Source organism: Serratia sp. HNCC26DJ206 (assembly GCF_057180605.1).
The window spans coordinates 37,788-56,891 of record NZ_JBXUGP010000030.1 but is presented as its reverse complement, the minus strand read 5'-3'; the positions used below and the strand labels follow the sequence as shown (position 1 = coordinate 56,891).

The window sequence follows — 19,104 nt, the reverse complement described above, 5'->3', positions numbered from 1 at the left end:
TTGGGCTTTATGCAGTCGAGGCATGACCGATATGCCCAGATCGCCTGCCACTACCCACTCACACTATCTATATACCACCAACAGGCTCCCCGGTTTCCGGTGGGGCCTGTTTTGCTATTTATCTCATCAATAAGGATATTTTCATGAACATGCATTTTGAACTGTCTACACCCCCCTCTCAAGCAACAACGCTGAGCGCCACTGTCGTGCCTGACAACCAGCGCTCGTACTTCTGGCCACAGCACTTTGGCAACATACCGCAATGGCTCATTCTGGAGCCTCACGTTTTTGGCTGGCTGGATCGCCTGTGTACCGATTACCACGGGGGACAGTGGGAGTTTTACACACTCAGTAACGGCGGGGCATTTATGGCTCCCCAAGCCGATAGCGATGAAAAGTGGACGCTGTTCAACCACATGAATGGTAATGGTGCCGAAATGAGTGCTCAGGCGGCGGGCATTACCGCCTGTCTGATGGCCTACAGTCACCACGCCTGCCGCACCGAGAGCGAAGCGATGACCGAACATTTCTATCGCCTGCGGGAATACGCACTGCACCATCCTGAAAGTCTTTCCATTTTCTCCCTGATTGATTGAGCAACAAGGACCTCTCACCATGAAAATCACGTTATCCCCCACGGTGGCTAAAATGTTACCCGGCGAACAACGTACCATCCGACGCGCCCTGAACCTGCTGGCAAAACAGTTGCAGGAGCCAGGTGTGGCGTTTACCTCCACCAGCATGACCCGCGACTGGCTGCGCCTGCATCTGACCGGGCTGGAGCGCGAAGTCTTCGTCGTGCTGTGGCTCGACAATCAAAACCGTCTGCTGGCACAGGAAACATTGTTTACCGGCACCATCAACAGCACCACCGTTCACCCGCGTGAGCTGGTGAAGTCGGCCATGAAGCACAATGCGGCGAGTGCCGTACTGGCACACAATCATCCATCCCAGTTGGCCGAGCCCAGTCAGGCCGATCGACAGATCACCGACAGGATAAAGACCGCGCTGGAATTGGTGGATGTGAGAGTGCTGGATCACCTGGTCGTAGGTGGGCTCGATATCGTGTCCTTTGTCGAACGCGGCTGGTTACCTGGCTGATAGCAATCTCTCTCTTTATAAGGAACATTTCCTATGGGCTGGTATTTCTCCCAGCAATCCCGCCGTGAGCTGATCGCTGAACTGACCCGGCGCAGCGAATCAGAACACTACTGGCGTGAAACCCTCACCTATACCCTGCGTGGCAATGTGCTCTGGTCTGTTATCCAACTGACCCCCAAGGCTCCGACAGGGGAGATTCGTACCTTTATCGGCTGTGACCTGCTGCAAGGCTCCAAAGGGGAATGGGGATATAAACCGATGGATGAGTCGATGCAACCTTACTATTATTCGTGCCCAAAGCGCTATCTGACGATGGTTCCGGTGCAATCCCCGGCATGGCGTGAAAAGGTATTGGCACATCACCAGCGCCGCTACTCGCAATGGGGTGCGGTAAAGGAAGGAGGCAAGTGATGGCAACCACGCCACTTTTGCGTTTCGGCCTGCAATGCAGTTCGGCACATATCAGCGAGGAGGATAATGTGGTGCTGTACCGGATTTCACACTGTCAGGATGAGTTTAGCGACGGGGAATGGATACACTTTTCGGGCACGGGTTATTTGCTGCGACTGGATGCGTGGACCCACCCGGTATTGCAACTCAAACGGCTGGGGCTTTCTAAAACCTGCCGCCGATTGGTCACCACGCTAATGAAACGCTATCAACTGAGCTACCTGCATATTGATGCCCTGGGTGAGGTATTACCCGACTTTACCACCTTCGACTGGTAATACAGCCCCACATTCAACGCTCCACCCTCACGTTATCCATTTATTTTTCAAAGGACATTCTCTCATGAACACGAGTGCATCATCCGTGCCTGGCGTATTTCATTTTCTCCAGCACAACGCCGTCTTATTACACAACTGGCAGAGGCTATGCCAGGCCATAGGTCACTGGCTGACCTACCCCTGCAAGCTACCGGTTTCTCCATTGTGTTAAGGAACTGTCTGCATGAAAACCTTCGACAAAACACCTCAAACCTCATCCAGCACCAACCGGGCACAGAGCGAATACCAACAACTGTTGGCATGGTTGCTGAGGCACTGTTACGGCCTAGAGCTTAACGATACGCCGTATCACGACGAACTGGCGATAGCCCAGCAGATTGAGCATGGCGTCACGGTACGTAAAACTGTCAATGAACTGGTGGAGAAATTTGACCTGGTACGCATTGATCGCCCCGGTTTCAGCATGATGGCACAAGATCCCACCTTGAACGGTATCGATTTGCTTCGTGCCCGCAGTGCGCTAGGGCTGCGAAGCCCGGTCATTCGCCGCCTGACCTGATAGTACCTGTTCACCTCACCATCACCTGCGAACACTCCAGCCTCCGCGCTGGCGTTGTACATTAATAAGGACCTTCCACCATGAAAGACACCGATACCGATAACCACGCAAACCTGAGCATCCACGACGACATTACCCCGATCTGGGGTTTACGGTGTGCCATCACGCCAAGATTAGGTGCCAGATTGGTGCAACAGGGCGATCACCTGCACTTTCTGGCCGACCGCGCCGGTTTTGTCGGTACGTTCTCCCCTGATGCGCTTAAAACGCTGGATGTCGCTTTCCCAGTGTTGATCGAACAGTTGGAGGCCCGGTTGCGATCGGGTGAACTCGACCCGCGTCGTCAGCATTGCGTCACGGTACAGCACGCCGGTTTTAGTTGCGAGGCAGATACGTTGGGCAGTTTTGGGCATGTCTATCTGGCGGTTTATCAGACGTTCCCCCCTCTATTGGTGCGCACTCATGACCATGACGTTAACCACTGAGCAAGGGCTGGACATCCTCATTGACTGGCTGCAAGACAATATTGACTGCGGCTCGTCACTCATTTTCGATAACGACGAGGATAAAACCGATTCCGCCACCTTGTTGCCGCTGGTTCAGCAAGCGCGGAACGCGGTTTGGGATCTTCGCCATCTCGGGCTGTTGCAAAACGAAACATCAACCTAGCCCGTATTCACCGCTCACTCATATCAGCGCCAGCGCTTACCGGCTGGCGTTTTGCTTTTCTATAAAGGACGAAAACCATGTCAGAACACATTGTTATTACCGAACCTGAAGTGTTAACCGATCACACTGAAGTGATTTGTTCCACCAGCATTGAACGTATCGTCACTGGACGTAACACCGCGCTGACGCAAATTGAAGCCCTGATTCACCAGCTTGAAGATATCTCGGCCATCACTAGCAGCATTGGCGGTGGAGTAGCAAGGGACTGGGCTATGAAACAAGACTTCCGCTGCGGTTGCTGGTTGATGGAGAAAGCAGAAACGGCCATGCCCGTGATCACCCGCCATCTTGATCGCGACATATGGCGAGACCTGATGAAGCGCTCCGGTATGCTGAGTCTGATGGACGCCAAGGCCCGCGACCAGTGGGACAGAAACCTGGAGGGCGATAATATTCCCGCCATCAGCGAGCAAAGTATTTACAGCACGTTCGAGCAGTTGCATCGCGATAAGGGGGAAGTGTTTGAACGGGGAGTGATCAACGTATTTAAATCACTCTCTTGGCATTACAAGACCAACAGCCCATGTCATTTCGGCAAGAAAGTGATCATCAACGGTTTGGTGAGTTACAACCAGTGGGGATTTTCACTGAACCACAGTTATCGGCGTGACCAACTGGCCGATCTGGAGAGGATGCTGCATTTACTGGATGGCAAACCGCTGCCTGATAACCGGGCAGATCTCACTGCTCGGCTTTATGAGCATATCCGTGCCAATCCGCAGATGGCGAAGGTGTATGAGGATGAGTATTTTTCAATCAAATATTTCATGAAGGGCTCAGCGCATCTGACATTTAGAAAGCCTGAGTTGATGGATAAGATGAACGATATCATCGCCAAACATTACCCTGGCGTGTTGCCGGAACGGGTATAAACTGAATTTAATGTATTTGCATCACTTTGGTAAAGTTCATACCGAGCACCAGAGAGAATCAGATGACATTGTGGCGCACGGCACGTGCTCATGACCGATTATGGGTTATCTAATAAAGTCGTTTCAAACCAGAGGGTTTTGATCATAGGTTGTTACACGTATATACTCATTATGCCTCAAGTTGCCTGGAGCCGTTCATCTCTGTCACAGAATGGGCTATGTACCTGTGAACTTTGTGTCTTGCTACCTTGATGCATATTGAATAGTTTTATGTACAAGCTGAAAAATATAAAATTTTCAGTCAGGATCTATCGTTGAAAGGATATATTTAATGATTTCTATTTATTTAAAAAATGCTACATTTACAATCAATCTCAATATTAAATTGATTGGGGTTATTTTGTTCTCTCCTATTCTGATATCTTGCACAGGATTTAACTCTTTATATCCAAAATTTACAAGCTATCAAGGGAGTGATTCGGCAGTTTTGTATGTGAAGGATGATGGATATAACTATTCCATATATACATTTAATTTGACGAAAGACAGTTGTTATGAGAAAAAAGAAAGAAGACTGCTTACCAGAAACCTGGCACTGAAAGGTTCTGGTCAGGAGGTGTATGAATATAAGGTCAAGGCCGGGGAGTATTATGCTATTGGGAATCAACAACCCGGTAAGTTTGTTTACCGTAGTTTTATACCCGAGTTGAATGGACGGTATGCTGTATTATCTAACACGATAGTAAAATTATCCGAAAATAAAGATATTCATAGTGTTACAACAGAAGATATGAATGAAGCCACCAGAAATCCTGCTCTGGTTAAGGGCTGGAATATACACAACGTTTGCCCAGATATTTTTGGATATCGTACAATAGATTAATCTGGGAAGGAGGGGGCGATTATTATTCTGTAGTGCGACACGAGTCTGCTCCAGTGATTCTTCGGTAGTGTTAGAAATTCTGTGTCATTCCAGTAATATATAAACAAAAAGGAATGACACATGTCCCCGTCCTTCGATTTCGACAAAGTGCTTAAGGCACTCCAGTCTGGTCAGGCATTAAGGGTGTATGCAAAACGATATGAAAATCATAATAAATTTTGAGCCAGACTACCGTCAGCATGGCTGAAGAAAACTTTGCTATGTTTGTTATATCTTTCCCCGGACTTGTTTATAGTGATCTTTTTTCGCTGTCCCCTTACAGGATATACCATGTTTAAACACATGATTATTTTATTGTTTGTGACCCTACTTAGTGGCTGTGTTCGTCCAACCGCTCAGCCTGCCACGCCTTCTGCTGTTGATGAAAAGGCTCTTATCGGAATCTGGGCGATGCTGCCATTAAAAAACGGTATCGCTAATGTTGTTGATTTCCGCGCCGATGACCAAGTGTTGCTACATTCATTTAACTGTGAAAACCCACAGATAAAAATGGGGGTTGAGCAATCTCACTATGCGGTTAACAAAAGCAGCCAGACTATTCGTCTGACATCGTCAGACCATACATCCCAACTGAAGATTCTTGGTATGATTGGGCGGGTGATGAAACTGAAACAGCTTATTGATTTTGAGAATGAAAGCCTGACCTTTTTCTATCTGAAAGTGGCGCAAGTCAAGCCCTTGTGTGGGATGTATAAACCAGAGGAAAAAAGTCAAAAGACGGTCTTTAAGCCCGGCGATTTTATTGCGGCTCCGGCGATACCTGAGCATAAGGATCTCGAGAAATTCGTTGGCAAATGGCAGTTGAAAAAGGCTATTCAGTTAGAGATCGTTAAGGATAAACAGGGTCGATTTACACTGTTCCATGCGGCAGATAATAATTGGCGTTACCTGTTTAATAATGTACATTGGGTCGGCGAAGAGTTGAATTTCAACAGCTATGCTTATTCCGAGAGGCCTGAGCTGTTTGATCACCCGTTCCACAAATCACAAATTCCGACTCAAATCCGTCTATTGCCCAATGATAAAATGCGTATGATTATCGAGATTGATGGTGATAAAAGTGTTTTTGAATTGACGCGGGAATAAGCTCATCCTGAAAAAGAAGCTGACCGTATTGATGCCGTCGGTTTTTTTGTCAAAAACATGCCCATGATGAAGCAGTCTGACAAATAAGAGTTTCAGCGCTGCTGACCTGCTCCCATTGATTAATACACCTGTATATTAGCAATATCTGTTATTGGCACTTAGCCGACGGTCAAATCAGATTGCACCTTGATAGAACGCGACGACTGAAGCTAGGGTTATGGGTAAAGCAGTATTTCTTTAGTTTCGCAATACATCCGGTGGGTTATCTCCATTCGCAAGCAAGAAGATGATAAAAATGTGTACTCTCATCTCAGCACGTAATGAGTTTAAACGCAGATCTCTGGCATACTACGCAGATACAGCATTGTAAGTCGGATCAAAGCGGAGGCGGCATGACAGATAAACACTTAACCCAATCCCCGGCAGGCGAATTTGTTATGTTTGCCAGCGGTGATGGAAAAGTGCGCGTTGAGTGTCGTTTTGAAAGCGATACCCTGTGGCTATCCCAGGCAATGATCTGCGAACTTTACGGCAAAGCTAAAGCGACTATTAGCGAACACATCAAGAATATCTTTGAAGACGGCGAGCTGATCGAAAATTCAGTTGTTCGGTTTTACCGAACAACTGCCAGTGACGGGAAAAACTATCAGGTTCAATATTTTAGTCTGCCGATGGTACTCGCTGTCGGCTACCGCGTCCGTTCCGTCCGAGGCACCCAATTCCGCCAATGGGCAACCCAAACGCTCCAGGAATACCTGATCAAAGGTTTTGTGATGGACGATGAGCGGCTGAAAAATCCGCCCGTGGGTTCATCGGCTGTACCTGACTATTTCGATGAGATGCTGGAACGCATCCGTGATATTCGTGCCAGCGAACGGCGGGTTTATTTGCGGGTTCGGGAGATCTTTGCGTTAGCCGCCGACTACCAACCTTCACTCAAAGAAACAACGCTATTTTTTCAAACTATCCAGAACAAACTGCACTTTGCCTGCACCGGTCATACCGCTGCCGAACTGATCCATCAGCGTGCCGATGCCAGCCAGCCTCATATGGGCTTGAGCAGCTATAAAGGCGAAGAGGTGCGTAAAAGCGATGTGACGGTGGCGAAAAACTACCTCAACCAGGATGAAGTCAGCGAACTTAACCGCGTGGTCAACATGTGGCTGGATTTTGCCGAGGATCAGGCCCGGCGTCGCCAGCAGGTGTTCCTGCGTGACTGGCAGGAAAAGCTGGATCAATTCCTGCAATTTAACGACCGTGAAGTTCTACAGGATGCTGGTACTGTCAGTAAGAAAATGGCAGATGAAAAAGCACAGGCTGAATACATCCAATTTGCTGAGCAGCAACGCCGCTTAAAAGAAGCTGAAGGGGAAAAGGATATCGCCGGTTTACTGCGGTGGAAAACCAGCAACAAGAAATAGCCTCCAATGCTCCCAGTTTCCACAAACAAAATCATTTGGGGGCACAATAGGGGGCATCAAGCAAAATCCAACACGATAAAATTAAGTAAATTCAATAGCACTAGCTATCAAATGCGACTCCTGTGGTCGCCTTGTTTGAATAGGCTTTATCAGCAAGAATCGCCTTGCCTCGACGCTTCATCAAACCCTTTTTTCTAAGAACGCCGATGCCATCTAGTAGCCAGAACACAGAACCCAAAACATGCCATTGATGACTTTACGGTGTTCAATATAGGGATGCTCAGGGCGCTGAGAACGTTCTGGAGGTAATAATGTCAGGAGAGTGCCCATGCAGCATCAGGAAAATCGTAGCGAGCCATAGCGATAACTTTTTGAAAATTAGCTGATTAGCATATCATTTTTAATTGAGGGACATAGCCTAGACCACTTCTGATCACACACGAACTTATTAATATAATTTTTTGGGTTGGCCTGAGGCAGCAAAAGAAAACCCCATACTTTCAACAGGGTTTAGATTATTGACAGACCTCCATCAAAAAATCAGGGGTTCGTCAACAGTCTGGATCAATCTTACGAGCTGGCTTTTTCTACCTGACATTCCGTTATACTAACGCCATGAGTTTTAGTTGGGGTTCTTTATGGAACAGCAATATGCGCGTCTGGTGAAATCTGCTGCTTTAGCCGCCACCGCGATGGCTTCTGTTTTGCTGATAATCAAAATCGTTGCCTGGTATCTCACCGGGTCGGTGAGTTTGCTGGCGGCGCTGGTGGATTCTCTGGTTGATATCGCTGCTTCGTTAACCAACCTGTTCGTAGTGCGCTACTCATTGCAACCTGCGGACGAGGAACATGCTTTTGGTCACGGTAAGGCCGAGTCATTGGCGGCGCTGGCGCAGAGCATGTTTATTTCCGGTTCTGCGCTGTTCCTGTTTCTGACCGGTTTCCAGCACCTTTTCTCACCACAGCCACTCAACGATCTCGGTATCGGTATTGCGGTGACGGTCATCGCGCTGGTGAGTACTCTGGTTCTGGTCACCTATCAGCGCTGGGTGGTAAGAAAAACCCGCAGCCAGGCAATACGAGCAGATATGCTGCATTATCAGTCAGATGTCCTGATGAATGGTGCTATTCTAGTGGCGCTGGGGCTCAGCTGGTACGGATTTCACCGTGCGGATGCGCTGTTTGCTTTGGGGATCGGGGTCTATATCCTCTACAGTGCACTGCGGATGGGGTATGAAGCGGTGCAATCTCTGTTGGATCGCGCCTTGCCGGATGAAGAGCGCCAGGCGATTATCGACGTGGTATCCTCCTGGCCAGGGGTAAAGGGGGCGCACGACTTGCGTACCCGGCAGTCCGGGCCGACGCGGTTTATTCAGTTGCATCTGGAAATGGAAGATTCGCTGCCGCTGATGCAGGCGCATGTTCTGGCTGAGCAGGTTGAGCAGGCGCTGTTGCACCGTTTTCCGGGGGCGGATGTGATTATCCACCAGGATCCCTGCTCTGTAGTGCCAGTAGGCCGGCAGGGTCATTGGGAACTATAATTAGTTGATTTGGGTCAATAGGGTGGATATTGCGGGAATATCACCTTAGCTCGGTGTGCTATACGCGGTTTTTTCCTCGATATTGCGTGACCTGAATCAATTCAGCTAAGTCTTTTTGTTATAATATCCAGCAATAAAAGCCGTAAAGCTGGTTTTCTGCAGTCGGAAAGAGTCCAGGGTAATCGGCGAATACAGAATTCTTTACAAGTTCAGAGGTAGTCATGATCAAGAAAATCGGTGTACTGACGAGTGGCGGCGATGCGCCAGGTATGAACGCTGCCATTCGCGGCGTTGTGCGTGCTGCACTCACAGAAGGTCTGGAAGTTTTTGGTATTTACGATGGCTACCTTGGTTTGTACGAAGATCGCATGGATAAATTGGACCGCTACAGCGTGTCTGACATGATCAACCGCGGTGGTACCTTCTTGGGTTCTGCGCGTTTCCCTGAATTCAGAGATGAAAACGTACGTACCAAGGCGATTGAAAACCTGAAAAAGCGCGGTATTGATGCGCTGGTTGTCATCGGCGGTGACGGTTCCTATATGGGGGCGAAGCGCCTGACCGAAGAGGGCTTCCCTTGTATCGGTCTGCCGGGCACCATCGATAACGATGTGGCGGGCACTGACTACACCATCGGTTATTTCACCGCGCTGGAAACCGTGGTGGAAGCGATTGACCGCCTGCGTGATACCTCTTCATCACACCAGCGTATCTCCATCGTTGAAGTGATGGGTCGTTACTGCGGTGAGTTGACGCTGTCTGCTGCTATTGCCGGGGGCTGTGAATTTATCGTGCTGCCGGAAATCGAATTCAGCCGTGACGATCTGGTTGATGAAATCAAAGCCGGTATTGCCAGAGGTAAAAAGCATGCCATCGTGGCCATCACCGAGCACATCTGTGATATCGACGAACTGGCGCGCTATATCGAGCAGGAAACCGGTCGTGAAACCCGTGCGACCGTGTTGGGCCATATCCAGCGTGGCGGTTCGCCAGTGGCTTATGACCGTATCCTGGCGTCTCGCATGGGTGCTTACGCCATTGAACTGCTGCTGCAAGGTTACGGCGGCCGTTGCGTGGGCATTCAGAACGAGAAGATGGTGCACCATGACATCATCGACGCTATCGAAAACATGAAGCGTCCGTTCAACATGGACTGGCTGGAAACGGCGAAAAAGCTGTACTGATACGTATTTATTTGCTGCAAACAAGCCTTCGTTTACCGGAGGCTTTTTTTATGCGTTGCCGTCATATTCCAGAATGGTCTAGCAGAAAATTTTTTATTCTTTAATGGTGAGGGAAATTTCTGGCAGGCTCTAATGCTCAATCAACCTACTGAGGTTGTATGCCCGTAGTCTTTCAAGATGCAGGGGGTGTTGGCTGCGCTCACTCACCCGAATCACTTACTTGAGTAAGCTCATCGGGATGATTTCCCTTGCCGCCTACCTGCATCTCGAAATCCATTGGGTATCGTCATTTTTCTGGGGGAGTAGGCAATGCGTAAATGGGGTGTAGGTGTGACTTTGCTGCTGTCGGCATCCGGTGCCATGGCGAAAGATATTCAATTACTGAACGTTTCATACGATCCAACGCGTGAGTACTATCAGGAATACAACACCGCTTTTGGTAAATACTGGCAACAGCAGACCGGCGATAACGTCACGGTGCGTCAGTCACACGGTGGTTCCGGCAAGCAAGCCACCTCGGTAATCAACGGCATTGAGGCCGATGTGGTGACGCTGGCGTTGGCTTATGACGTGGATGCCATTGCCGAGCGCGGTCGTATCGATAAAGAGTGGATCAAGCGCCTGCCAGACAACTCAGCACCCTATACTTCCACCATCGTATTCCTGGTGCGTAAAGACAATCCCAAGCAGATCCATGATTGGCCCGATCTGGTAAAGTCAGGCGTATCGGTGATTACGCCGAACCCAAAAACCTCCGGTGGTGCACGCTGGAACTATCTGGCGGCTTGGGGCTATGCCCTGCATCACAATAATGGCGATAAAGCCAAGGCACAGGAATTTGTCAAAAACCTGTACAAGAACGTTGAAGTGCTGGATTCCGGTGCGCGTGGCGCAACCAACACCTTTGTTGAGCGTGGGATCGGTGATGTGCTGATCGCCTGGGAAAATGAAGCGTTATTGGCGGAAAAAGAGCTGGGGAAAGACAAATTTGAAATCATTACCCCGAGCGAGTCGGTTTTGGCTGAGCCAACCGTGTCGGTGGTCGACAAAGTGGTGGATAAGCGCGGCACCCGTGAGGTGGCCAATGCCTACTTGAAATATCTGTATTCTACCGAAGGCCAGACTATTGCCGCGAAGAATTACTATCGCCCACGTGATGAGGCGGTTGCCGCCAAATTTGCCGAGCAGTTCCCGAAGCTGAAATTGTTCACCGTGGATGATACGTTCGGCGGCTGGACCAGCGCACAGAAGGTCCATTTTGCGACCGGCGGCGTGTTTGACGAGATCAGTAAGCGGTAATTCATTGAAGATAGAAACAAAAAACCCCGGCGCGCCGGGGTTTTGCTATTTCAGGCCGGAAAAAATCAGGCTTTTTTCGCTGCGGCAGCGGCTTTGACGATCACGGCGAAAGCGTCAGCCTTCAGTGATGCACCACCAACCAGCGCGCCATCGATATCTGGCTGAGCAAACAGTTCTGCGGCATTTTTGTCGTTCACAGAACCGCCGTACTGGATGATCACTTCAGCGGCCACGGCAGCATCCTGCTTGGCGATATGATCGCGGATAAATTTGTGTACTGCCTGTGCCTGCGCAGGGGTAGCAGATTTGCCGGTACCGATGGCCCAGACTGGCTCATACGCGATCACGGTACCTTTGAAGGCTTCAGCCCCTTGGGCTTTCAGCACGGCGTCGAGCTGGCGTGCGCAAACTTCTTCGGTTTTACCCGCTTCGTTTTCTGCTTCGGTTTCACCGATGCACAGCACTGGGATCAGGCCAGCTGTTTTCAGCACGGCAAATTTCTCAGCGATCGCAGCATCAGTTTCTTTGTGATAAGTCCGGCGCTCAGAGTGGCCGATAATGATGTATTGCGCACCGATGTCTTTCAGCATGTCGGCAGAGACTTCACCGGTGAAAGCGCCGGACAGATTAACGTCAACGTTTTGTGCGCCCAGCGCGATGCGGCTACCGCCCAGCGCGTGCTTGGCCTGATCCAGATACATCACCGGAGGTGCGATGGCAACGCCACAACCGTCAACGCTGCTCAGTTCTTTGCGCAGGCCAGCGATCAGTTCATTGACCATATTGGTGCTGCCGTTAAGCTTCCAGTTACCCATAACTAATGGATGACGCATGTGTTTTTCTCCAAAAAAGGGACGCGAGAGTCGAAATAACCACTGCCGGACCGGCAATTTACCTGCCCAACAGTATAGAGATGAATAAACGCAAAGGCTTTGCTTTTTATCATTAATTGCCGGGGTATCAGGGTTCAGATAGCGACAGCTTAATCGGTTCAACCGCGAAGGTGACCCCCTGATCGCCGTTATCTGCCACCACATAGCGTATTGCGCCAATCTGATGCTGATAAAAATGCAGACCTTTGCCTTTTTCCAGCAAATTACTCACCTTGATGATGCTTTCTTCTACGGTCAGCGCGGGTTCGAACTGGCGCATCAGGGCGGCCATGTAGTTGACCGAGATCGCCCGTGCGGCCTTTTCTTCGCTGCCCTGCAAGGGCAAATGGGTGATTTGCAACGTTTTGATTTTACCGGTGCCTTTTTCCAGCGCGGTAGAGGCATACAGATTTTCGTTCAGCTTACTGGCGGCGCGGGTCAACAGCGGGGAATCGTCTTCCTTGGAGGCAATCGCGCGGAACTCGCCGATCGGTAACATCGGATTATCACGGTTATATTTTTCGCGAAATTGCACCACCGTCAAATCAAATGTCGGTGCTCCGGCCAGCAGATAAGGCGCGTTCGGAGGAGCACCAGCAACGGCATCTGGCGGATCGGCCCAAGCATTGCCGATACCGAATAACAGGCAGGCAATAGCGATGATTTTTCTCAGCATTATAGGCGGTATCGGTAACAAGGATGACTCCGATTAAAGCGATATACTCGTCATACTTCAAGTTGCATGTGCGATGGCCCGCTTTCTGCCGGGCAGAAATCTCAACCCGGTATGGCCTATGTTACACTGCGTCGCTGAATATGGGCAGGCCAAGAGTGCATGAATCAATGACCTTACAACAGTGGTGTTTCTCATTTAAGGGCCGCATCGGGCGGCGTGATTTCTGGATCTGGATCGGTATCTGGCTGGCGCTGATGGCTGCTGCTTTCACGCTGGCCAACTATCATCTGGTTGCGATCCAGTCGATTGCCTTTTTTATTGTGGTATTGCTATGGCCAACGGCGGCGGTGCTGGTTAAACGCCTTCACGATCGCAACAAGGCGGGTTGGTGGGCGTTGCTGCTGATCCTGGCATGGATACTGGCGGCGGGGAACTGGCAGATGCTGGCACCGATCTGGCAGTGGGGCGTCGGCCGGTTTATCCCGTCGCTGATTATGGTGATGATGGCGCTCGATCTGGGCGCTTTTGTCGGCACTCCAGGGGATAACCGATTCGGCCCGGAAGCCGAGCCGGTAAAATTCCGCTGAATTACCAGTAATGCTCGCTGGTGATATGCCCTGGTTTGCGGCGCAGGTGCTTGCGCATCTGATGGCGTTCTTTCAGCGTTTGCTGGGTGTCACGCACCATCTGCGGGTTACCGCACAACATCACATGGCTGGTTTCGGCATTGAGGGTTAACCCCACGGCCGCTTCCAGCCGCCCATCTTCGATCAGCGCTGGCACACGCCCGGTTAACGATCCGGTTACTTCTTCGCGGCTGACTATGGTTTGAATGCGTAACTTGCCGTGATAGCGCTGTTGAAGTTGCTGCATCAATGGCAGGTAGCTGAGATCGCGGGCAAAGCGCGCTGCATGAACCAGCACCAGGTTGTTGAATCGATCCAGCCCCTGGCCTTGTTGCAGAATCGACAGATAAGGGCCAATGGCGGTACCGGTAGCCAGCATCCACAGCGTGTCGCAATCCGGCACCTCTTCTAGCACAAAGAAACCGGCGGCCTCTTTGGTGACCATCACGTCGGCACCCGGTTGCAACTGGTGGAGTCTTGGGCTGAGTTTCCCTTCCGGCACGGTAACCAGATAGAACTCCAGGTTGGGATCGCTGGGGGCGTTAACATACGAATAGGCGCGCTGAACGCGTTCACCGTCGATCTCCAGCGCCAGTTTGGCAAACTGCCCGGCGCTGAAGCTGTCGATTGGGGCATTGACGGTGATGCTGAACAATCCGTCTGTCCAGTGTGTGATCTGCGTGACTTTGCCATTAACCCATTCAGCCATACGGTTTAAAGCTCCTGCGTTTGAATCAAATAAGCACAATGTCGTGAGCCGGAAATGGCATGTGCCGTGCGCTCTATCCGGTAACCCTGACCAAGCAGGCGATGGAACAGTTGCAGTTCCGAGTTGCACAGTTTGCTGCAAGCATTGGCCGCCACGCCGATGGGGCAGTGGTTTTCCACCAGCAGCATACCCTGCGGGTGCTCAAGCAGTTCCGCCATGTAACCGTCGTGCTGGCGCAGGCGCACCAGGCGAGAAAGCTTACCAAGCGGGTTTTCCTCTTCCGCCAATTCATCAGCATAGCGGCGAAAGAGCTTTTCCTCCCGTGCAAGAATCAGTTTCTCTACGCCTTCGGTACCGAACAGCTCATGGGCTGACTCCAGCAACGTTTTCGACAGCCGGTCATGGCTATCGGCAAACTGGGCATGGCCCTGCTGGGTGAGCGACCAGTAGCGCGTCGGGCGGCCTACTTTAGTACGCGTTTCCTCGTAACAAACCAACTCACGCTTTTCCAGGGACTGCAGATGCTGACGGATACCCATCGGCGTGATCTCAAGCCGTTCGGCCAACATTTTGGCAGAGTGAGGTCCTAAGGTTTTCAACTGCAATAAAATAAGTTCTGGTGTTTTCATAAACCAAATCCCTGTGGCAGTCATATTATTTCAAGTTGATGAAAATAATTATCGATTAAATGCTAAAGCCGGATTGCCGCAATTCCCCTGACATTCTTAACTCTTTCTAGCTATTCGTACAGTTTAATTTACGAAATTGGCGGTGATTTTTGCCAGTATGACGATGATCAATATCTACCTGAAATTCACTGAAAAATCAGATTTGTTCGCTTATGCGACACAAAGAGGGTGCCCTGAGGTTTATCTCTGGCACTTTGCGTGGTAATGGGTGTAATGAAGGGTGAACACGTTAGCAACGATAATGAGAAAAGGGTGAGGCGGCCAGACAAGAATAGCGGGGCACCCTATACGGTGCCCTTGATATTTACAGCAGGAATTCGTGCAGCGCAGCGTCTTTGCGATCCAGATAATGGGTCGAGCGGATGCGGCGGATGGTACGCGATTTACCGCGGATCAGCAGGGTTTCGGTGGTAGCCATATTACCTTTGCGGGTGATGCCTTCCAGCAGGTCGCCTTTGGTGATGCCGGTGGCGGAAAAAATCACGTTATCGTTGCGCGCCATGTCATCAAGAATCAGCACTTTACCGGCTTCGATGCCCATCTCTTGGCAACGGGCCAATTCCTGCTTACCGATCCGACGGTTTTCTGCGCTATCGCCCTTCACCTGATGGCGTGGCAGCAAGCGGGCTTGCATGTCACCATCCAGCGCGCGGATCACTGCGGCGGATATCACGCCTTCTGGCGCACCGCCGATGCCATACATCACATCCACTTCGCTATCCGGCATGCAGGTTAGAATAGAGGCGGCCACGTCACCGTCAGGAATGGCGAACACTTTCACGCCAAGCTGCTGCATCTGGGCGATCACCGCGTCGTGGCGCGGTTTTGCCAGCGTGATCACTGTCAGTTCTCTCAGCGGTTTACCAAGGCGGGCAGCGATATTGTGCAGGTTTTCTGCCAGCGGCAAATTGAGATCGATAGCCCCACGCGCCTCGGGGCCAACCACCAGCTTTTCCATATACATGTCTGGCGCATGCAGGAAGGTGCCGCGATCGCCCACCGCCAGCACCGCCAGCGCGTTGGACTGGCCCATGGCCGTCATCCGGGTGCCTTCGATCGGATCGACGGCGATATCCACGGCATCACCCTGACCGGTGCCGACCTGCTCGCCGATGTACAGCATCGGGGCTTCATCAATCTCGCCTTCGCCGATTACAATACGGCCATCGATATCCACTCTATTGAGCATAATGCGCATGGCATTGACGGCGGCTCCGTCAGCAGCATTTTTGTCGCCGCGCCCCAACCATTTGTAACCCGCCAGAGCGGCGGCTTCGGTAACGCGGGAAAATTCGATGGCTAATTCACGTTTCATGGCAAACCTGTGAGTGATTAAAGGGAAGAAAATATCAACAAAGTTTATCACAGGGCGGCGGCGGTCGGGCGGGGCAAAAAAAAGCGCCGCCCGCAGGCAGCGCATTGTCAGGGCAAAAGCAGCCGGTGAACTTAGTCGTGATCTTCCCACGCCTGCGCACGAGCCACGGCTTTTTTCCAGCCGCTGTAACGGAAATTGCGCTCGGTGGTTTCGATACCAGGGCGGAATTCACGTTCAATGTTGGCTTTGCTCTTCACTTCGTCCAGATCGTTCCAGTAGCCAATCGCCAGGCCTGCCAGGTAAGCCGCACCCAACGCTGTGACTTCACGCACTTCAGGGCGCTCCACACGGGTACCGAGGATGTCGGACTGGAACTGCATCAGGAAGTTGTTGGCCACCGCGCCACCGTCCACACGCAGCGATTGCAGGCGGGTGTTGGCATCGGCCTGCATCGCATCCAACACGTCGCGAGTCTGGTAGGCGATAGATTCCAGCGTAGCTCGGATAATGTGGTTGCTGTTCACGCCGCGCGTCAGGCCAAAGATGGCACCACGAGCATACGGATCCCAGTATGGCGCGCCCAGGCCGGTAAAGGCGGGTACTACGTACACTCCGTTGCTGTCTTTGACCTTGGTGGCAAAGTATTCGGAGTCGGCCGCGTCGCTAATCAGTTTCATCTCATCGCGCAGCCACTGGATCGAAGCACCACCGATAAATACCGCACCTTCCAGCGCATAGTTCACTTCACCACGCGGGCCACAGGCGATGGTGGTCAGCAGGCCATGGCTGGAGCGCACGGCTTCAGTACCGGTATTCATCAGCAGGAAGCAGCCGGTACCGTAGGTGTTTTTCGCCATGCCCGGTTGGACGCAGAGCTGGCCGTACAGCGCCGCTTGCTGGTCACCGGCGATCCCGGCAATAGGAATACGCGTACCGCCTTTACCACCAATGTTGGTCTGGCCGTAAACTTCTGAAGACGGGCGGACTTTCGGCAGCATGGCGCGTGGGATATCCAGCACTTCCAGCATACGATCGTCCCAATCCAACTGGTGGATGTTGAACATCATGGTGCGTGAGGCGTTGGTGTAATCGGTCACATGCACTCGCCCTTGGGTCATTTTCCACACCAACCAGGTGTCGACGGTGCCGAACAACAGTTCGCCGCGCTTGGCGCGCTCGCGGGCACCTTCGACGTGATCGAGGATCCATTTGACCTTGGTACCCGAAAAATACGGGTCAACCACCAGCCCGGTGTTGTGGCGGATGTACTCCTCCAGACCGTCACGCTTGAGCTCTTCGCAGATTTCTGCGGTACGGCGGCACTGCCAGACGATGGCGTTATAAATCGGCTTGCCGGTCTCTTTTTCCCAGACGATGGTGGTTTCACGCTGGTTGGTAATACCGATACCGGCGATCTGGTCAGAACTGATATCCGCTTTGGCCAGCACTTCCACCAGCGTAGAACTCTGCGAGGACCAGATCTCCATCGGATCGTGTTCCACCCAGCCGGGCTTCGGGTAGATTTGGGTAAATTCACGCTGTGATACCGCAACAATGTTGGCATCGTGATCGAGCACTACGGCACGTGAACTGGTTGTTCCCTGATCGAGAGCGACAATGTATTTTTTTTCTGTTGTCATGAGCTTAATCCTGTTGTTGTTAACCGTTATACCCGTCGTCTTTCAAGTTGCAGGGTTGTTGGCCGCCCTCGTTCACCCGAATCACTTACTTGAGTAAGCTCATCGGGATTATGAGCCTCATTCTTGAGGCTCTCCCTACGGGCCAGCGCAAGCGCTGTTCAAATCGGTTAATCACCGATTTGTCACTCCGTTGCCGCCTACCTGCATCTTGAAATCCATTGGGTATAGAACTTTGTGCCAATCACGCGTTACGCTGTTCTGGCTTGGCGGCGGGTTGGTCTTCTTCGACGCAAACGTCGCAAGGCAGATGGCGGCCAATCAGCGCGCGGTAACCGAAAGCACCCAGACCGGCACCGACGATAGGGCCGAAGATCGGTACCAGGAAGTAAGGGATATCACGTGCGCCGGTGAAGGCCACTTTGCCCCAGCCTGCCAGATAAGCGAACAGTTTCGGGCCGAAGTCACGCGCCGGGTTCAGTGCGAAGCCGGTTAATGGTCCCATAGAGGCACCGATGACGGCAATCAGAATACCGATCAACAGCGGGGCCAGTGGGCCACGCGGAATGCCGTTGCCGTCGTCGGTCAGTGCCAGAATCAGGCACATCAGAATGGCGGTGATCACTGTTTCTACCAGGAAGGCCTGGCCGACGGAGATATGGGCATTGGGATAGGTGGAGAAGATACCGGCCAACGCCAGGCTTTCATCACTGCCGCGCACCATCTGATTGGCGCTCTCAAAGTCGAAGAACAGGTTGTAATACAATCCGTAGACCAGCGCTGCGGCGCAGAAGGCCCCGGCAACCTGCGCCACGATGTAAGGGAGGACTTTGCGGCCATCAAAGCAAGCGAACAACCACAGCGCCAGCGTGACGGCCGGGTTCAGGTGTGCGCCGGAGATCGCGGCGGTCAGATAGATGGCCATGGCAACGCCCAGACCCCAAATGATACTGATTTCCCACTGACCGAAGCTGGCACCGGCCAGTTTCAGCGCTGCAACGCAGCCTACGCCAAAGAAGATCAACAGACCGGTACCGAGGAACTCCGCGATACACTGGCCTTTTAAAGTCGGACTGGTGGTTTGGCTCATAATATTATTGTCCTGCAGACGATGGTT

22 protein-coding genes and 1 pseudogene are annotated in these 19,104 nt (G+C 51.6%); 15 read left to right on the top strand and 8 right to left on the bottom strand.

Annotated elements, in window-relative coordinates; all coding sequences use genetic code 11:
• Positions 1-149: 149 nt before the first annotated feature.
• The 11 genes from AC2A1E_RS19165 to AC2A1E_RS19115 all read left to right on the top strand — a co-directional run bounded on the left by AC2A1E_RS19165 (position 150) and on the right by AC2A1E_RS19115 (position 7,439).
• Positions 150-596: an antirestriction protein gene (locus tag AC2A1E_RS19165; protein WP_484385079.1), complete on the top strand. Its 447-nt coding sequence runs from the start codon at positions 150-152 to the stop codon at positions 594-596.
• Positions 597-615: 19 nt separating this feature from the next.
• On the top strand, positions 616-1,101 hold the full coding sequence (radC, locus tag AC2A1E_RS19160; protein WP_484385068.1) for a RadC family protein: 486 nt from the start codon (positions 616-618) through the stop codon (positions 1,099-1,101).
• A gap of 33 nt (positions 1,102-1,134) precedes the next feature.
• Positions 1,135-1,512: a hypothetical protein gene (locus AC2A1E_RS19155; protein WP_484385067.1), complete on the top strand. Its 378-nt coding sequence runs from the start codon at positions 1,135-1,137 to the stop codon at positions 1,510-1,512.
• Positions 1,512-1,829, top strand: coding sequence for a DUF5983 family protein (locus AC2A1E_RS19150; protein WP_484385066.1), 318 nt, complete (start codon positions 1,512-1,514; stop codon positions 1,827-1,829). Before AC2A1E_RS19155 ends, AC2A1E_RS19150 begins: the two co-directional genes overlap by 1 nt.
• Before the next feature lie 223 nt (positions 1,830-2,052).
• Positions 2,053-2,388: a TA system toxin CbtA family protein gene (locus AC2A1E_RS19145; RefSeq protein WP_484385065.1), complete on the top strand. Its 336-nt coding sequence runs from the start codon at positions 2,053-2,055 to the stop codon at positions 2,386-2,388.
• An 80-nt stretch (positions 2,389-2,468) separates the two neighbouring features.
• Positions 2,469-2,873: a type IV toxin-antitoxin system YeeU family antitoxin gene (locus AC2A1E_RS19140; RefSeq protein WP_484385064.1), complete on the top strand. Its 405-nt coding sequence runs from the start codon at positions 2,469-2,471 to the stop codon at positions 2,871-2,873.
• Positions 2,857-3,057: a hypothetical protein gene (locus tag AC2A1E_RS19135; RefSeq protein WP_484385078.1), complete on the top strand. Its 201-nt coding sequence runs from the start codon at positions 2,857-2,859 to the stop codon at positions 3,055-3,057. The genes AC2A1E_RS19140 and AC2A1E_RS19135 overlap by 17 nt, the downstream gene beginning before the upstream one ends.
• Before the next feature lie 77 nt (positions 3,058-3,134).
• A complete protein-coding gene (locus tag AC2A1E_RS19130; protein ID WP_484385063.1) occupies positions 3,135-3,989 on the top strand; it encodes a DUF4942 domain-containing protein in 855 nt (284 codons plus the stop codon).
• Positions 3,990-4,320: 331 nt separating this feature from the next.
• On the top strand, positions 4,321-4,872 hold the full coding sequence (locus tag AC2A1E_RS19125) for a hypothetical protein (RefSeq protein ID WP_484385062.1): 552 nt from the start codon (positions 4,321-4,323) through the stop codon (positions 4,870-4,872).
• Between the two features lie 330 nt (positions 4,873-5,202).
• The gene (locus AC2A1E_RS19120; protein ID WP_484385061.1) at positions 5,203-6,018 is read left to right on the top strand and encodes a hypothetical protein; all 816 of its coding nucleotides are present in this window, start codon (positions 5,203-5,205) and stop codon (positions 6,016-6,018) included.
• A 392-nt stretch (positions 6,019-6,410) separates the two neighbouring features.
• Positions 6,411-7,439 carry a virulence RhuM family protein gene (locus AC2A1E_RS19115; RefSeq protein ID WP_484385060.1) on the top strand — a complete coding sequence of 343 codons (1,029 nt, stop codon included), beginning with the start codon at positions 6,411-6,413 and terminating at the stop codon, positions 7,437-7,439.
• Positions 7,440-7,658: 219 nt separating this feature from the next.
• Here AC2A1E_RS19115 and AC2A1E_RS19110 read toward each other — a convergent pair.
• A pseudogene (locus AC2A1E_RS19110) lies at positions 7,659-7,798 on the bottom strand (IS5 family transposase); the annotation flags it as partial.
• A 279-nt stretch (positions 7,799-8,077) separates the two neighbouring features.
• Between AC2A1E_RS19110 and fieF the strand changes: the two are divergent.
• From fieF to AC2A1E_RS19095, 3 genes are all read left to right on the top strand, one after another.
• Complete coding sequence (gene fieF / locus AC2A1E_RS19105; RefSeq protein WP_484385059.1) at positions 8,078-8,980, top strand: CDF family cation-efflux transporter FieF; 903 nt, start codon at positions 8,078-8,080, stop codon at positions 8,978-8,980.
• Positions 8,981-9,201: 221 nt separating this feature from the next.
• Complete coding sequence (pfkA, locus tag AC2A1E_RS19100) at positions 9,202-10,164, top strand: 6-phosphofructokinase (protein WP_484385058.1); 963 nt, start codon at positions 9,202-9,204, stop codon at positions 10,162-10,164.
• Between the two features lie 309 nt (positions 10,165-10,473).
• Complete coding sequence (locus AC2A1E_RS19095; protein WP_484385057.1) at positions 10,474-11,463, top strand: sulfate ABC transporter substrate-binding protein; 990 nt, start codon at positions 10,474-10,476, stop codon at positions 11,461-11,463.
• A gap of 65 nt (positions 11,464-11,528) precedes the next feature.
• Here AC2A1E_RS19095 and tpiA read toward each other — a convergent pair whose 3' ends face one another.
• Positions 11,529-12,296, bottom strand: coding sequence for a triose-phosphate isomerase (gene tpiA / locus AC2A1E_RS19090; RefSeq protein ID WP_484385056.1), 768 nt, complete (start codon positions 12,294-12,296; stop codon positions 11,529-11,531).
• A 127-nt stretch (positions 12,297-12,423) separates the two neighbouring features.
• Entirely contained in the window at positions 12,424-13,011 is a 588-nt protein-coding gene (locus tag AC2A1E_RS19085) for a DUF1454 family protein (RefSeq protein ID WP_484385055.1), read from the bottom strand.
• Between the two features lie 167 nt (positions 13,012-13,178).
• On the opposite strand from AC2A1E_RS19085, the gene AC2A1E_RS19080 reads away from it, so the two are divergent.
• Positions 13,179-13,598: a DUF805 domain-containing protein gene (locus AC2A1E_RS19080; RefSeq protein WP_459400547.1), complete on the top strand. Its 420-nt coding sequence runs from the start codon at positions 13,179-13,181 to the stop codon at positions 13,596-13,598.
• A 1-nt stretch (position 13,599) separates the two neighbouring features.
• On the opposite strand, the gene fpr is transcribed toward AC2A1E_RS19080, so the two are convergent.
• From fpr to AC2A1E_RS19055, 5 genes are all read right to left on the bottom strand, one after another.
• Positions 13,600-14,346, bottom strand: a complete 747-nt coding sequence (gene fpr, locus AC2A1E_RS19075) for a ferredoxin--NADP(+) reductase (protein ID WP_484385054.1) — start codon at positions 14,344-14,346, stop codon at positions 13,600-13,602.
• A gap of 5 nt (positions 14,347-14,351) precedes the next feature.
• Positions 14,352-14,975 carry a helix-turn-helix transcriptional regulator gene (locus AC2A1E_RS19070; RefSeq protein ID WP_484385053.1) on the bottom strand — a complete coding sequence of 208 codons (624 nt, stop codon included), beginning with the start codon at positions 14,973-14,975 and terminating at the stop codon, positions 14,352-14,354.
• Between the two features lie 364 nt (positions 14,976-15,339).
• Complete coding sequence (gene glpX, locus AC2A1E_RS19065) at positions 15,340-16,350, bottom strand: class II fructose-bisphosphatase (protein WP_484385052.1); 1,011 nt, start codon at positions 16,348-16,350, stop codon at positions 15,340-15,342.
• Between the two features lie 131 nt (positions 16,351-16,481).
• Positions 16,482-17,990, bottom strand: coding sequence for a glycerol kinase GlpK (glpK, locus tag AC2A1E_RS19060; protein WP_484385051.1), 1,509 nt, complete (start codon positions 17,988-17,990; stop codon positions 16,482-16,484).
• 241 nt (positions 17,991-18,231) lie between these two features.
• The gene (locus tag AC2A1E_RS19055) at positions 18,232-19,077 is read right to left on the bottom strand and encodes an MIP/aquaporin family protein (protein WP_459400542.1); all 846 of its coding nucleotides are present in this window, start codon (positions 19,075-19,077) and stop codon (positions 18,232-18,234) included.
• Between the last annotated feature and the right edge of the window lie 27 nt (positions 19,078-19,104).